At 68.4% G+C, this 13801-nt stretch carries 14 protein-coding genes; 3 read left to right on the top strand and 11 right to left on the bottom strand.

Features of this window, described 5'->3' with window-relative positions; translation table 11 throughout:
* Positions 1–12 precede the first annotated feature (12 nt).
* Together gspN and gspM are read right to left on the bottom strand one after the other, a co-directional pair.
* Complete coding sequence (gene gspN, locus ABFO07_RS02240) at positions 13–801, bottom strand: type II secretion system protein N (protein ID WP_060351571.1); 789 nt, start codon at positions 799–801, stop codon at positions 13–15.
* Positions 802–823: 22 nt separating this feature from the next.
* Positions 824–1327 carry a type II secretion system protein GspM gene (gene gspM, locus ABFO07_RS02235; protein WP_059564671.1) on the bottom strand — a complete coding sequence of 168 codons (504 nt, stop codon included), beginning with the start codon at positions 1325–1327 and terminating at the stop codon, positions 824–826.
* A 113-nt stretch (positions 1328–1440) separates the two neighbouring features.
* On the opposite strand from gspM, the gene ABFO07_RS02230 reads away from it, so the two are divergent.
* Positions 1441–2574: an RNA-guided endonuclease InsQ/TnpB family protein gene (locus tag ABFO07_RS02230; RefSeq protein ID WP_059882351.1), complete on the top strand. Its 1134-nt coding sequence runs from the start codon at positions 1441–1443 to the stop codon at positions 2572–2574.
* A gap of 59 nt (positions 2575–2633) precedes the next feature.
* Here ABFO07_RS02230 and gspL read toward each other — a convergent pair whose 3' ends face one another.
* The 6 genes from gspL to gspG are packed head-to-tail and all read right to left on the bottom strand — an operon-like array spanning position 2634 to position 7267.
* Complete coding sequence (gspL, locus tag ABFO07_RS02225; RefSeq protein ID WP_060291366.1) at positions 2634–4004, bottom strand: type II secretion system protein GspL; 1371 nt, start codon at positions 4002–4004, stop codon at positions 2634–2636.
* Between the two features lie 24 nt (positions 4005–4028).
* On the bottom strand, positions 4029–5141 hold the full coding sequence (gspK, locus tag ABFO07_RS02220) for a type II secretion system minor pseudopilin GspK (protein ID WP_347468193.1): 1113 nt from the start codon (positions 5139–5141) through the stop codon (positions 4029–4031).
* A 2-nt stretch (positions 5142–5143) separates the two neighbouring features.
* Positions 5144–5857: a PulJ/GspJ family protein gene (locus tag ABFO07_RS02215; RefSeq protein WP_124490522.1), complete on the bottom strand. Its 714-nt coding sequence runs from the start codon at positions 5855–5857 to the stop codon at positions 5144–5146.
* Positions 5835–6260: a type II secretion system minor pseudopilin GspI gene (gene gspI, locus ABFO07_RS02210; protein WP_059810946.1), complete on the bottom strand. Its 426-nt coding sequence runs from the start codon at positions 6258–6260 to the stop codon at positions 5835–5837. The genes ABFO07_RS02215 and gspI overlap by 23 nt, the downstream gene beginning before the upstream one ends.
* A 2-nt stretch (positions 6261–6262) precedes the next feature.
* The gene (locus ABFO07_RS02205; protein WP_060291364.1) at positions 6263–6778 is read right to left on the bottom strand and encodes a GspH/FimT family pseudopilin; all 516 of its coding nucleotides are present in this window, start codon (positions 6776–6778) and stop codon (positions 6263–6265) included.
* A 36-nt stretch (positions 6779–6814) separates the two neighbouring features.
* Positions 6815–7267 (bottom strand): type II secretion system major pseudopilin GspG, encoded by a 453-nt coding sequence (gspG, locus tag ABFO07_RS02200; protein WP_059563816.1) that lies wholly within the window; start codon positions 7265–7267, stop codon positions 6815–6817.
* Between the two features lie 167 nt (positions 7268–7434).
* Between gspG and ABFO07_RS02195 the strand changes: the two genes are divergently transcribed.
* On the top strand, positions 7435–7845 hold the full coding sequence (locus tag ABFO07_RS02195; RefSeq protein ID WP_059882347.1) for a hypothetical protein: 411 nt from the start codon (positions 7435–7437) through the stop codon (positions 7843–7845).
* A 29-nt stretch (positions 7846–7874) separates the two neighbouring features.
* Here the strand turns inward: ABFO07_RS02195 and gspF are convergent, their stop codons facing one another.
* Genes gspF through gspD form a run of 3 tightly spaced genes read right to left on the bottom strand, consistent with a single transcriptional unit; the run spans position 7875 to position 12905 of the window.
* Positions 7875–9092: a type II secretion system inner membrane protein GspF gene (gene gspF, locus ABFO07_RS02190; protein ID WP_059563818.1), complete on the bottom strand. Its 1218-nt coding sequence runs from the start codon at positions 9090–9092 to the stop codon at positions 7875–7877.
* A gap of 4 nt (positions 9093–9096) precedes the next feature.
* On the bottom strand, positions 9097–10593 hold the full coding sequence (gene gspE, locus ABFO07_RS02185; RefSeq protein WP_059810920.1) for a type II secretion system ATPase GspE: 1497 nt from the start codon (positions 10591–10593) through the stop codon (positions 9097–9099).
* A complete protein-coding gene (gspD, locus tag ABFO07_RS02180; RefSeq protein WP_059882345.1) occupies positions 10590–12905 on the bottom strand; it encodes a type II secretion system secretin GspD in 2316 nt (771 codons plus the stop codon). The genes gspE and gspD overlap by 4 nt, the downstream gene beginning before the upstream one ends.
* 364 nt (positions 12906–13269) lie before the next feature.
* Here gspD and ABFO07_RS02175 point away from each other — a divergent pair, with 364 nt between their 5' ends.
* Positions 13270–13713: a lytic transglycosylase domain-containing protein gene (locus ABFO07_RS02175; RefSeq protein WP_059882343.1), complete on the top strand. Its 444-nt coding sequence runs from the start codon at positions 13270–13272 to the stop codon at positions 13711–13713.
* Positions 13714–13801 lie beyond the last annotated feature (88 nt).

Raw genomic sequence — 13801 nt, 5'->3', positions numbered from 1 at the left:
GGTGACGCGGCGTCAGCGCGCCGCATCACCGTAGATCAGCGACACCGACCCGTCGCCGATCGGGTGGCCGAGCAGGTTCAGCAGGCCCGCGAGGTTCGCGAGCTGCTCGGGCGCCGCATGCGCGGTGCCGCGAAACGATCCGCCGCCCGCGCCGAACGTGCCGTGCCCGTCGAGAAACAGCGGGCCCTTGGCCGTCGTCAGGTCGAGATCGGCGCCCGCGCCCTTCGCCTGCAGCACCGCGCGGTACGAGCCGAGCGGCTTCACGCGCGACACGCGCGAGCTCATCTCGTCGATCGTCACCGTCAACTGGCCGAACGCGTTGCTGCCGATCAGCCGCCAGTCGCTCCAGCCGAGCCGCACGTCGCCTTGCAGGTCGAGCGTGTTGAACGGCGTGCCGAGCCCGGCGAGCAGCGACGCGGGCACCGCCATCGCGCCCGCGGACAGCACCGCGCCGCGCCACGTCGCGTCGAGCGTGACCGGCTCGGGCATCGCTTCGGTCTGCCGCATCTTCATCTGCACGCGCCCGGTCAGCAGCGGCCAGAAGCCCGTCGTCCATTCGACCCGCCCCGGCAGCAGCGTCGCCGTGCTTTGATCCGCGCCCGGCGCGAGCATCAGCGCGCCCGAGCCGTGCCACACCGAGCCTTCCGGCTCGACGAGGTTCACGTGCCCGCTCGTCGCGCGCGCGAACTGCGGCGCGATCCACGCGGCGGGCGCGAGCGCGACGAGCGTGACGACGCTCGCGGCGCCGCCCGCCACGATCCACGGCAACGCGGCCACGAGCCGCTTCAACCCGGGCCTCATCGGCGCTCCGCCACCGGCCGCGTCATTTCTGCGTGGACGGCTGCATCACGGCCGTCAGGTCGACCTGGCCGTCGTCCTTCAGCGCACTCACGTGCGCCTCGCCGACCTGCACCTTGAACTGCTTGCGCGCGTCGTCGAGCCATTGGGTCCACGCCGGGAACGACACGTTCTTCATCTGGATCTGCACGCCGGTGCCGATCACCTGGGTCTGCGCGCCGGGCATCCCGTGGTCGGACAGCGACGCCGTCAGCGCATCCTTCAGCGCGACGCCGGTGGGCGCGACGCCCTGCGCGGCGGCCGCGAGCGAGCGCGCCTCGTTCGCCTGCGCGGTCATCTTCGCGAGTTCGTTGCGCATCGTCGGCAGCTCGCGCGTGATGCGCGCGCGGCCTTCCTGCGCGGGCGACCACAGCACCGAATACGCGATCGCGACGGCCAGCACGGCGCCGCCCCAGCCGAGCAGGTTCTTTTCCCGCGGGGTGCGCTCGCCCCAGAATTGCGCGAGGGTCTGGTTCAGTTCGGCCTTCATGAGGTCTGCTCCGAGAAACCCCGTCTTTCAGGGCGGGGAGTGAAAGGGGTGCGGCCAAGTGGCCGCTTCTCCAAGGCTTGCGGCTCATACGAGCCTATGACATGGTGTAGCGCATGGATATCAAGCGTGCCTACCGATTCCGGTTCTACCCGACGCCCGAGCAAGCAGCGATGCTTGCCCGGACATTCGGATGCGCGCGCTTTGTGTACAACCACATGCTGCGGATGCGAAACGATGCGTGGCAGCTGCGCCAGGAACGTATCGGTTATCACGCAACCTCCGCCGCGCTCACCGCGCTGAAGAAAACGCCAGAACATGGCTGGCTGAACGAAGTCAGCTCAGTACCGCTCCAGCAGGCGTTGCGCCATTTGCAGACGGCGTTCGCGAACTTCTTTGCCAAGCGCGCAAGGTATCCAAACTTCCGGCGCAAGGACGGTGCGCAATCGGCCGAGTACACGACGAGCGCGTTCAGATGGGATGGCACGTCGCTGAAGCTGGCGAAGATGGAGGCGCCGCTCGCGATCCGCTGGTCGCGCAGGATTCCGGCGGGAGCGAAGGTGACCACCGTCACGGTGTCGAAGGACGCCGCAGGCCGATACCACGTATCCCTGCTTTGCGACGACGTGGTTTGCGCAAAATCCGCCTCAACCGGCACGGTCGGTATCGACCTCGGGTTGACAGATTTTGTCGTTCTTTCGACCGGCGAGAAGATCGCTGCGCCGAATGCATTTCGCAAGAACGAAGCCAGGCTCGCCAAGCTGCAACGAAGGCTGGCAACGAAGCAAGCAGGCTCCGCCAATCGCAGGAAGGCGAGACTCAAAGTCGCACGCATGCACGCCCGGATAGCAGATTCCCGCAGGGATTTCCTGCACAGGCTATCGACCCGATTGATCAACGAAAACCAAGTGATCGCGATCGAAAGCCTTGCTGTCCGCCACATGCTGAAGAATCGACGACTTGCGAAATCGATCAGCGATGCCGGCTGGTCGGAATTCGTGCGGCAGCTGACGTACAAGGCCCAATGGTACGGCCGCACGTTAATTGGGATCGATCGCTGGCACCCCTCCAGCAAACGCTGCGCCGATTGCGGGCATACCGTCGCCAGCCTGCCGTTGAAGGTGCGATCGTGGAATTGTCCGGGATGCGGAAAGAACCACGATCGCGACGTCAACGCCGCACGCAACGTTTTGGCCGCCGGACTGGCGGTGTCAGCCCATGGAGAAAGCGTAATGCCCATGTCTCTTTGAGGCGATGTCGGGTTGCATTCGGTGAAGTGGGAATCTTCTTCCTTTAGGGAGGAGAGTAGTCAAGAGCGGCTCCGGATGGTCCATTTACCCGTGCTGCTGTCGACTTCGCCGGCGAGCCCGTTGCGCGCGAGGCGCTGCGTGAAGTCGGGATCGACCTTCACGGTGGGCTTGAAGCCGACGTCGAGCCGCCGGTCGTGATAGTCGAGCGACGCGATGCCGTTCAGCGGCAGCGTGCCCATCGAACGCGACAGCCCGCTCGCGAGCGCGAGGAAATCGTTCGGCGACAGCTCGCCCGCCGCGAGGCGCAGCTGGTCGAGCTGGCGCTGCATCTGCGCGGGCGGATCGAGCACCGTCGTGGTTTTCGGGAACGCGGACAGCAGCGTCTCGGTGATCTGCGCGGACAGCGCGTCGCGCTCCCGCGACAGCTTCCACCAGTGCAGGTTCATCCCGATCACCGCGACGCCGAGCGTCGCCGCGGCGATCGCGATCGGCACGCGCAGGCGCTTGAGCGTCGCGCGGTCGAAGCGCCACGGCTGCGACTCGAATTCGAACTGGCACAGATCGAAACGCTCGGCCGTCGCGCGGCGCGCGAACGTCTCGAACGGCAGCGGCGCCGCGCCCGGCAGCAGCGCTTCGGCGTCGGCCCCTTTGACCGACGCGAGGCGCGGCTCCGCGCCCGGCTCGCCGAGCTCGTACAGCTCGACCGGCGCACCGCCCGCGAGCGCGGCGAGCGTGCCGGCCGCGCGCTGCGCGGGCGCCGCGAAGCCTTCGCCCAGCGCACCGCGCGCGATCGCCAGCTCGAGACGCGGCGCGCCGGACGGGCCCGGCTGCGCGCCCGCTTCGACGAGGATCGGCTCGACCGACGCCGCGACGCCCAGCACCGCGGCCACCGCGGCCGGGCGCGCCGGCGGGGCGGCGTCGCCGTCCGCCGCGACGGCTTCCGCTTCGGCCCCGGGCGCCGGATCGGCCGCCACCGTGGTGGCGACCAGCGGCGACGGCAGGCAGCGCGTCGCGGGCACCGCGCTCAGGTGGCGGTGGCCGGCGGCGGTGAACGCGTCGCAGATCGTGCGGAACCACGCGCGATCGACGACCGCCAGCACGCGGCGCCCGTCGGGCAGCGGGGCCGGGTCGACCGCGATGTGGCAGCCTTGCGGATCCTGGATCAGCTGATCCTCGACGATGTTCGGCAGCGCCTGGCGCAGCTTCGGCCCCTTGAGGGGCGGCATCGTCGCGGCCAGCAGCAGCACGTCGCGCGCGGCGACCACCAGCACCGTCGCGGCCGCGCGCGGCAGCAGCGTGAGCGCGGCGCGGCCGGCGCGCTGGGTGTGGCCGCCCTTGTCGACGAGCATGAACGGCAGCTCGGGCCATTGCCATTCCTGCAACGGCACGGCGGGCTCGCGCGGCGGCAGTAAAACAATCAACGTGCTCAAGAGCTCCTCTCCCGGATGGCGTTGTTATAGCTGATCGCGGATGCGCACGACCCGCGTGGAGTGCGTGGTCGGATCACGATACACGAGCGAGGTGCGGTCGACCTCGGCGCGCTCGTGCTGGATCCGGCCGTGTACGACGAAATAGTTCGAATTGACGTCGATCAGCGTCGAATCGAGCTGGATGTTCGGCGGTGCGCCGGCGCCGCGCAGCGCGAGCGTCACGTCGCCGGTGTTGCGGAAGAACACGGTCTCGCGGCGCGACACGAGCGCCTGCGCGGACGCGACGCTCATCCCCGGCACCAGCGCCGCGATCACCTCGGCGGGCGCGGTGTTCATGTTCACGGGCGTCGTGGTCGGCAGCACCGTGACGAACGGGCGCAGCCGCTCGACCATTTCCGGCGTGACGCCGTCGACGTCGAGCAGGCTGTCGACGCTCGTCATCATCAGCGGCGCCGGCCCGCGGTCGCCGCCGGCGAGGCCCGGCTCGTCGGTGAAGGTCGACTGCGGGCCGGTGCCCGCTTCCGGCACCACCGGCACGCTCGCGGTGCCCGGCAGCGCCGCCATCTGGAAGCGCTGCGCCGAGTGCAGCAGGCCCGCGCGCACCTGCAGCGCGATCCGCTTCGCGAACGCGGCGTCGTAGCCGAGCGTCGTCAGCAGCCGCTGGAACACCTGCAGCTGCGCGCCGTTGAGCTGCAGCACGCCGGGCGCGGGCGTCGACACGAGGTTGCGCAGGTTGAACTTCGCCTGCGCGTCCTCGATCGAGCCGGACAGGTTGGTGTCCTGGCTGCCGCTGTTGTCGTTCATGCCGATCCGGCCCATGAAGTCGGACAGCTTCGTCTTCGCGATCGGCACGCCCCAGATGCCGCCGAGATAGGTGATGCCCGGCGCGGTGTCGCCTTCGGAGCGCAGGATCATCCGCGTCCAGTCGAGCGCGCCGCGCGCGACCCACTGCGCCTGCGCGATCGTGCGCTGGTTCTCGATGCGGCGGATCTGCACCTGCTGGCGCCACAGCATCCCCGACACGAGGATCGCCGACAGCGCGACCACCAGCAGCGCGGTGATGATCGCGGCGCCGCGTTGCCGGCGTGTGAAACGGGCGCGAGGGGAGCGAGGGGAGCGGGGGGCGGGCGCGCGCATCGTCATTCCCCGACGAGGAAGATGCGCGTCACCGGCACGCGCAGCGACGTCGCGCCGATGCTGACCTGCAGGCCCGTCACCGCGCGCGGCGGCGGCGCATTGCCGAGCTGCGGCACCTTGAGCGCGTCGTTGTTCTGCGCGAGCGCGTCGTCCGCCGTCTGCAGATTGGTGGTCCAGCCGACGCGCGGCACGTAGAGCTTCGCGTCGATCGCGCCGACGCCGCCCATCAGCGCGACCGAGCTCCAGCCGTCGACGTCCGATTCCTTCAATGTGTTGCGCAGCCGGTTCGCGTCGTCGATCGGCGGCGACGCATAGCGCACGACGCGGCCGCCCGCGATCCGGTAGCGGATCACCTGCAGCCGCGGCGCCGCGCCCGGCGCGTCGAATTCGCGCACGATCTGCAGCGTATTGCCCGCGACGCCGAGCGCCGGCTGGCCGGCCTCGTCGTCGGTCGCGGCGCGCCGCACGTCGATGCGCATCTGGTCGAACATCTGCGCGAAGATGCGCTCGTCCTCCATCGCGGCCGCGACCTTGTCGCGGCCGCGCATGATCTGGTCGAGCCCGCGCCACGCGAGCACGGCGACGACCGCGAGAATCGCGATCGCGATCATCAGCTCGATCAGCGTGAAGCCGCGCGCGCGCAAGCCGCCCGCCGTGAGCCGGGCCCGCGTCGCCGGGCGCCGCATCGGTGCGTCAGAGCGAGCGGCTGGTTTCATTCGCCACCACCGTGACCATCTGCGCGAGCTTGCCGGACAGCCCCGGCGCGCTCACCGACACTTCGACGCGCCGGAACACCGGGTTCGGCGTCGCGCTCACGCGCTGCGTGCAGACCAGCTGCACGTTGCCCTGCGAGCAATCGAAGCTCTGTTCGCCGATCGACGGCCACGCATGCGCGAGCCGCAGCTGCGCCAGCGCGTTGTCGGCGCTCCAGCCGGCCAGCAGCCGGCGGTGCAGGTCCGACGAGTTGGTCGCCATCGTGCCGACCGCGCGGATCGACGCGGCGAGCGCGACCGCGATGATCGCGAGCGCGACCAGCACCTCGATCATCGTGAAGCCGCGTGCGCGACGGGAGCCGGACGCCCGCGCGGAAAGAGAAGGGAAGGGGGGCCGTCGACGCATCGTCACTGCACCTCGTAGCGGCCGTTGCCGGTGCCGACGATCGTCACGCTGCCGGCGGCCGAGTGCAGCGTCACGCGCACCGGCGTGTCGATGCTCTCGGTGCCGAACACGACGCGGTTCACGTGCGTATCGGAACCCGGGTAGTCGATGTCGGCGCCCGTCACGCCGCCGTCCCAGTCGCGCGGGCGCAGCAGGTCGTCGCGCAGCGTGCGCCAGCCGTCGGCGGTATTCATGTCGAAGCGGAAGCCGCGCGCGGTCGGCAGCCATGCGATCGGGCGCGCGCGCACCTGCGCCTCGTCGCCCGCGGTCTCGAACAGCAGCGCGAGCCGCTGCGCCTCCTCGCGCAGGTCGGTGCGCGGGTTGCGCGTGAGCGACAGCGACGCGAGCGATACGAGCAGGCCCGCGATCACCAGCACGACGAGCATTTCGAGCAGCGTGAAGCCGCGTGCCCGCGCCGCGTGCCCGTGGAACGCACCGGCGCGGCGCCCGAAGCGGGAGGTCGTGCGGCTGGCTTGCATGGACAGGCGTCGCGCGTGGGGAGTGTCAGCGGCCGGTTACTGCCACGAACCGATGTCGGAATCGTTGCTTTCGCCGCCTTCCTTGCCGTCGGCGCCGTAGCTGAACACGTCGATCTCGCCGTGCACGCCCGGGTTCAGGTACTTGTACCCGTTGCCCCACGGATCGTTCGGCAGGCGCTCGAGGTAGCCGCCGTCCTTCCAGTTGTTCGGGATCGGATCGGTGGTCGGCTTCTGGATCAGCGCGTTCAGACCCTGGTCCTGCGACGGATAGCGGCCGTTGTCGAGACGGTACAGCTTGAGTGCCTGCATGATCGTGCCGATGTCCTGCTTCGCGGCGATGCGGCGCGCCTCGTCCGGGCGGCTCATGATCTTCGGCACGATCAGCGCCGCCAGGATCCCGAGGATCGCGACCACCACCATGATCTCGATCAGCGTGAAACCGCGCTGACGACGCACGGCCCCGTTGCGGCGAGTGATCCACGTTTGCATGACTGACTACCTCTTTCTAAAAAATATCGTCGATTGGGTGACGGTTCCGATACAACCGGGCCATCTCGCCCCGGTTTCCCCGGGGCGCGGAGCACGCATTGTAAGGTGCGCCCCGTCGAGGGCTTTCACTCAACGCAAATTTCACATACATCCGTACAATAGCGCGCATGAACGCGCTCTCGATCCGGATCCTCTCCCTCGCCCTCTTCGCAGCGCTGTGCGCGACGGCCACCTATTGGGTCGTCACGCTGTCGGCTCGCGAAGCGCCGCTTCCCGCCGCCGCCGCGCGGCCCCCGATCCGCACCGAGGACGCCGCGGCGTTGTTCGGCGGCCAGCTCGACAAGAATCCCGTACAGGACATCCATCTGTTCGGCATTCTCGCGCTGCAGCGCGGCGCCGCCGCGATCGTCGGCATCGGCGGCGAGCCGCCCCGCGCGGTGTCGCTCGGCACCGAGCTCGCGCCCGGCGCGAAGCTCGCCGAAGTCCGCGAACGCTCGATCGTCGTCGAGCGCAACGGCGCCCGCGCCGAAATCGCACTGCCCGCCAACACGCCGTCCCCGGCGATCTACGTACGCTGAGCGCAGCACGGTGACGGCGGCACTCGCCGTCACTGCACCATGTTGTTCAGCTCGATGATCGGTAGCATCACCGCCAGCACGATCACGAGCACGATGCCCCCCATCGCGAGAATCAGGAGCGGCTCGAGCAGGCTCGTCAGGAACATCGTGCGGCGCTCGAGCTCGCGCGCCTCGCCTTCGGCCGCGCGGTCGAGCATCGTCGTCACGTCGCCGGTCGCCTCGCCCGAGCGGATCAGGTGCACGAGCACCGGCGGAAACGTCTTCACGTTGTTCAGCGCGCGCGACAGCGCCGAGCCCTCACGCACCCGCACGATCGCATCGTCGATGTTCGCGCGCATCGCGCGGTTGGAAAGCGTCTCGCCGGCCGCCTGCAGCGCGCGCAGGATCGGCACGCCGGCCGCGGTGAGAATCCCCAGCGTGCTCGCGAAGCGCACCGTGTTGTAGCCGCGCACGAGCTTGCCGGCGAGCGGCGCGGTGAGCAGCCAGCGGTCGAACGCGAGCCGCGGCCCGTCGCGCGACAGCGTCGCCCGCACCAGCCAGACGACGAGCGCGACCGCGATCAGGATCGCCCACCACCAGTGCCGCACGAAATCCGACAGCGCCATCATCACGACCGTCAGGATCGGCAGCTGCTGCTTGGTGCTGGCGAACACGTTGACGACCTGCGGCACCACGTAGCTCAGCAGGAACGTGACGATGCCGAACGCGATCAGCGTGACGATGCCCGGATACGTGAACGCGAGCAGGATCTTCTGCTTCAGCGCGTTGCTCTGCTCGATGTAGTCGGCGAGGCGCGACAGCACGAGGCCGAGCTTGCCCGTGTGCTCGCCGGCCGCGACGAGCGCGCGATAGATCTCCGGGAAGTCGCGCGGATGCTGCCCGAGCGCATTCGCGAGCGAATGGCCGCCCAGCACCTCGGCGCGGATCGCCGCCATCAGCTCGCGGATGTAGTCGCGCTCGGCCTGCTCGGTCAGCACGCCGAGCGCCTCGTCGAGCGGCAGCCCTGCGATCAGCAGGCTCGCGAGCTGGCGCGTGAGGATCGCCTGTTCGCGCTGCGACAGCTTGCGGCCGAGCGCGAGGCGCTGCGAACGCGCGCCGCGGGTCGCGCTGGCCGCCGGCTCGACGACGAGCGGCGTCAGCCCCTGCGTGCGCAGCTGGCCGCGCGCGGCGCGCGCGCTGTCGGCTTCGACGACGCCCTTTTGCGCATGTCCCGCCGCATCGATCGCTTCGAAACGGAATGCCGGCATCGCGCTATGCGCCTCCCGTCACGCGCAACACTTCCTCGAGCGACGTCGCGCCCGCCGCGAGCCAGCGCTCGGCGTCGTCGCGCAGCGTGCGCATCCCTTGCGCGCGGCCTGCCGCGAGAATCTCCGCGTCGGCCGCGTTGCGGTGGATCAGCGTGCGGATCGACTCGTCGACGATCAGCAGCTCGTACACGCCGCGCCGGCCCGCATAGCCCGAGTGCCCGCACTTGTCGCAGCCCACCGGATGCCAGACCGAGCGGCCCTCCTCGTGCCGTTCTTCCTTGCACACCGGGCACAGTTGCCGCACGAGCCGCTGCGCGAGCACGCCCAGCAGCGACGACGCGAGCAGGTACGGCTCCACGCCCATGTCGGTCAGGCGCGTGACCGCCGATGCCGCATCGTTCGTGTGCAGCGTCGCGAGCACGAGGTGGCCCGTCAGCGACGCCTGCACCGCGATCTGCGCGGTTTCCAGGTCGCGGATTTCGCCGATCATGATCACGTCCGGATCCTGGCGCAGGATCGAACGCAGCGCACGTGCGAAGGTCATCCCGATCCGCTCGTTCACCTGCGTCTGGCCGATGCCGCCGAGGTCGTATTCGATCGGGTCCTCGACGGTCATGATGTTGGTCGTCGCGGTTTCGAGCCGCGACATCGACGCGTACAGCGTCGTCGTCTTGCCCGAGCCGGTCGGGCCCGTCACCAGCACGATGCCGTGCGGGCGCGCGATCAGCTTGTCGAACTCCATGAGCGTGTCGCGGCCCATGCCGAGCGCTTCGAGGTTCAGCCGCTGCGCGTCCTTTTCCAGCAGACGCAGCACCGCGCGCTCGCCGTGGCCCGTCGGCAGCGTCGACACCCGCACGTCGACCGGCCGCCCGCCCACCCGCAGCGTGATGCGGCCGTCCTGCGGCAGGCGCTTCTCGGCGATGTCGAGCTGCGCCATGATCTTGATCCGCGAGATCAGCGCGCCGTGCAGCGCCTTCTTCGGCCGCACGACGTCGCGCAGCGTGCCGTCCACGCGGAAACGCACGACCGACGCGTTCTCGAACGGCTCGATGTGGATGTCCGATGCGTGTTCGCGCGCGGCCTGCGTGAGCAGCGCGTTGATCATCCGGATGATCGGCGCGTCGTCTTCCGATTCGAGCAGATCCTCGACTTCGGGGATGTCCTGCATCAGCCGTGACAGGTCGACTTCGCCCTCGACCTCGCCGACCACCTGCGCGGCGCTGCCGTCCTGGCGCGCGTACGCCTGGTTGATCGCGAGCGCGAGTTCGTCGGCCGGCAGCCGGTGCACCGAGATCGAGCCGAAATTGCGCGCGATCTCCGCGAGCGCCGCGTCGTTCGTGCGTTCGCTGATCCACACTTCGAGCGTGTCGTCGTGCTGATGCGCGATCAGCACCTGGCCGCTCTTCGCGAAGCCGTAGGGCAGCAGCCGCGCAGCGAGCGGCGACGGCGGCTGGCGTTCGCCCGGCGCGCCGTCGTGGGGGGACGCGAGCACGTCGCTCACTGCGAAACTCCCGACGGGGCCGTCAACGGCTGTTGCTGCATCTGCGGCTGCGGCACGGCCTGTTGCTGCACGGCCGGTTGCGCTTGCTGCGCCGGCTGTTGCGGCGCGCTCGGCTGGCCCTGCTGACGGCGCATCTTCGTCAGGTCGAACAGGTTCAGCGCCGAGCCGCCTTCGGCCGGGCCGAGCGGCATCGTCGGAACGATCGGATCGTCCTTGTCGCGCATGACGTTGTTGTCCGACTTGTACGAGCCCGTCACGCCCTGGATATAGTCGTAGCGGTTCGACGAGATCGCCTGCGCGGTCTGCCGGTCGTTGATGATCACGGGGCGCAGGAACACCATCAGGTTGGTCTTCTGGCGGTTCTTCGATTCCGAGCGGAACAACTGGCCGATCCACGGGATGTCGCCCAGCAGCGGCACCTTGCTGTTGGTCACGTTGTAGTTGTCCTGCATCAAGCCGCCGAGCACGATGATTTCACCGTTGTCCGCGAGAATCGTCGACTGGATCGAGCGCTTGGTGAAGGTCGGGCCGTTGACCGCGGTCGCCGTGGAAGTCACGACCGCCGAATCCTCGGTGTAGAGCTGCAGCTTCAGAATGCCACCGTCGGTGATCTGCGGCTTCACGTGCAGCGTGAGGCCGACGTCGCGGCGATCGTAGGTATTGAATGCGTTGTTCGTGTTGCCGCTCGTCAGGTTCGAATACGAACCGGTCGGGATCGGCACGTTCTGGCCGACGACGATCTTCGCTTCTTCATTGTCGAGCGTGATGAGGTTCGGCGTCGACAGCACGTTCGCGTCGCTCACGCCCGCGAAATAATTCAGCAGCGCGCCGAGGCCCTGCACGCCGAACATGTTGTGCAGCCAGCCGACGTTGAGGCCCGGCATGAGCGTCTGCCCCAACGCGGCGAGACCCGTCGTACCACCGGCCGCAACCGCGCCCGACACCCCGAGGATGTTGCCGGTGGGCGTACCGGGGGAGCTGAAGTTCGTGCCGCCGAGAAACTGGCCGTTCGCGATCTGCCACTGGATGCCGAGGTTGCCGGACGTGTTCGAGTTCAGCTCGACGATCAGCGCCTCGATATACACCTGCGCGCGCCGCGCGTCGAGCTGGTCGATCACCGCGCGCAGGTTCCGGTACACCGGGTCCGATGCGGTGATGATCAGCGAGTTCGTCGCCGCGTCGGCCTGGATCATGCCGCCCGGCTGGTTGTCGTCGCCCTTGTCCTTGTCGCCGCCGAGCAGGCCGCCGGTGCCGAGGCCGCCGCCTTGCGACGAACCGGTGCCACCGTACGACGAAGACGACGAGCCGCCGAGGCCGCCCGACGGCAGCGGCGGGGTGCCCGCGGTGCCGGTCGAGAAGTTGCCGCTCGACGACGAGCCGCCCTGGTTGAACGCGTTCGCGTCGTTCGACGTCGCCGACGCGCCGGTTTCGCCGCCGCCCTTGCCGAGCATCCCGCGCAGCGTCTTCGCGAGCTTCGTCGCCTCGGCGTTCCTCAGCGGCACCACGTGCATGTTGCCGGGCACCGCGCTCGGCGCATCGAGCTGCTGCGCGAGGCGCTTCGCGGCCGCGAGACGCGACGGGTTCGACGCGCGCAGCATCAGCGAGTTGGTGCGCGGGTCGGCCTGCACCAGCACCTTGAGCGTCGCGTCGCTGTTGCCGATCGCGCCCGGATCGAGCAGCTTCTGCAGCTGCGTCGCGGCATCGATCGCGTTCGCGTTCCTGAGCGGCACGACCTGCACCTGCGCGCCCGCCGCGCTGTCGACGCCGGAGATGATCTGCGCGATCCGGCGCACGTTGTCCGCGTAGTCGGTGACGACGATCGTGTTGTTGGCCGGGTAGGCGGTAACGGTGTTGTTCGGCGAGATCAGCGGCCGCAGCACCGGCAGCAGGTTGTTGGCCGATTCGTTCTTCAGCACGAACACCTGCGTGACGATCTGGTCGCCGCGCGCCTGCGGCGTGTTGCCGACGTAGGTCGGCACCCCCTGCAGCTTCGCGTCGGCCTCCGGCACGACCTTCAGCACCCCGTGATCCTGCACCAGCGCGAAGCCCTGCATGCGCAGCGCGGATTGCAGCGTCTTCAGCGCCTGGTCTTCCGGCACCGCGCGCTCGGCGACGAGGTTGAGCTGACCCTTCACGCGCGGATCGACGATGATGGTCTTGCCGGTCGCCGCGCCGATCGCCTTGGCGACCTGATCGATGTCGGCGTTGACGAAATTGAGCGTGACCTGGGCGTGGGCGGCCTGCGAAACGATGATGCCGGCGACGATCAACGTCGTGGCAATGCGCCGCATAACGAAGCGATTTCTTGTCATGGATGAATGGGTCGATGCCGGTTCAGGTCACCATCCGGCGGTAGAACTGGATCCAATTCCGAAAAAAGCGACATTAGCAGTTTTTCATGTCCGAAATATCACATCGATCCGAGGAATGTCTCATATACGACAGTATTCACGACACCCGTATGAAAAATGTAAGCTTCGGTCTCTGCGCCGTCCGTTCGGCTCTCGTCATCATTTCAGGATGAACTGAAACGAAAATGCGGTATAACCCGGCATTCGATGCCTGTCCTGTCGCAATACGGCAGGCTCTCGGTATGATACGAGCGTCGCGATGCGCGTCGCGCGATTTCCGGACACGGGTTTTCCCGCCCCCGGTTATTTTTCCGTTTACTGAACAATGAACAGACGGTTCGTTTCGATTGCGTGGTTGATCGGCGCCTGCCTCGCCAGCGGAAACGCACGCGCCGATTGTTTCGACGAAGCCGCTAAATATCAGCAGGTCAATCCGCTGATCCTGCGCGCGATCGCATGGCAGGAATCGCATAACCGGCCGGATGCGAAGAACAAGAATGCGAACGGCTCGACCGATTACGGCCTGATGCAGATCAACTCGATCCATCTGCCCGTGCTGTCGCGCTACGGCATCGGCCGCGACACGCTGATGGAGCCGTGCAAGAACGTCTACATCGCCGCCTGGCACCTGCGCCAGAAGATGAACCGGTACGGCAACACCTGGCAGGCGATCGGCGCCTATCATTCGGAAACGCCCGCGCTGCGCGACAAGTACGCGAAGCAGATCGCCGGCATCCTCACCCAGTGGAAGCTGCTGCCCGCGCAATGACCGGGCGCGCGGCCGCGTAAGACGCCGCGCCGGCAGGCCGGCGCGCGTTTGATGCACAATGCGGGCTCATGCCGCAGTTTTCCCCGGC

Source organism: Burkholderia stagnalis (assembly GCF_039848545.1).
GTDB classification, from domain to species: Bacteria; Pseudomonadota; Gammaproteobacteria; order Burkholderiales; family Burkholderiaceae; genus Burkholderia; species Burkholderia stagnalis.
Note: the sequence above shows the minus strand (reverse complement) of the source record. Positions and strands in the feature narration are given on the sequence as shown.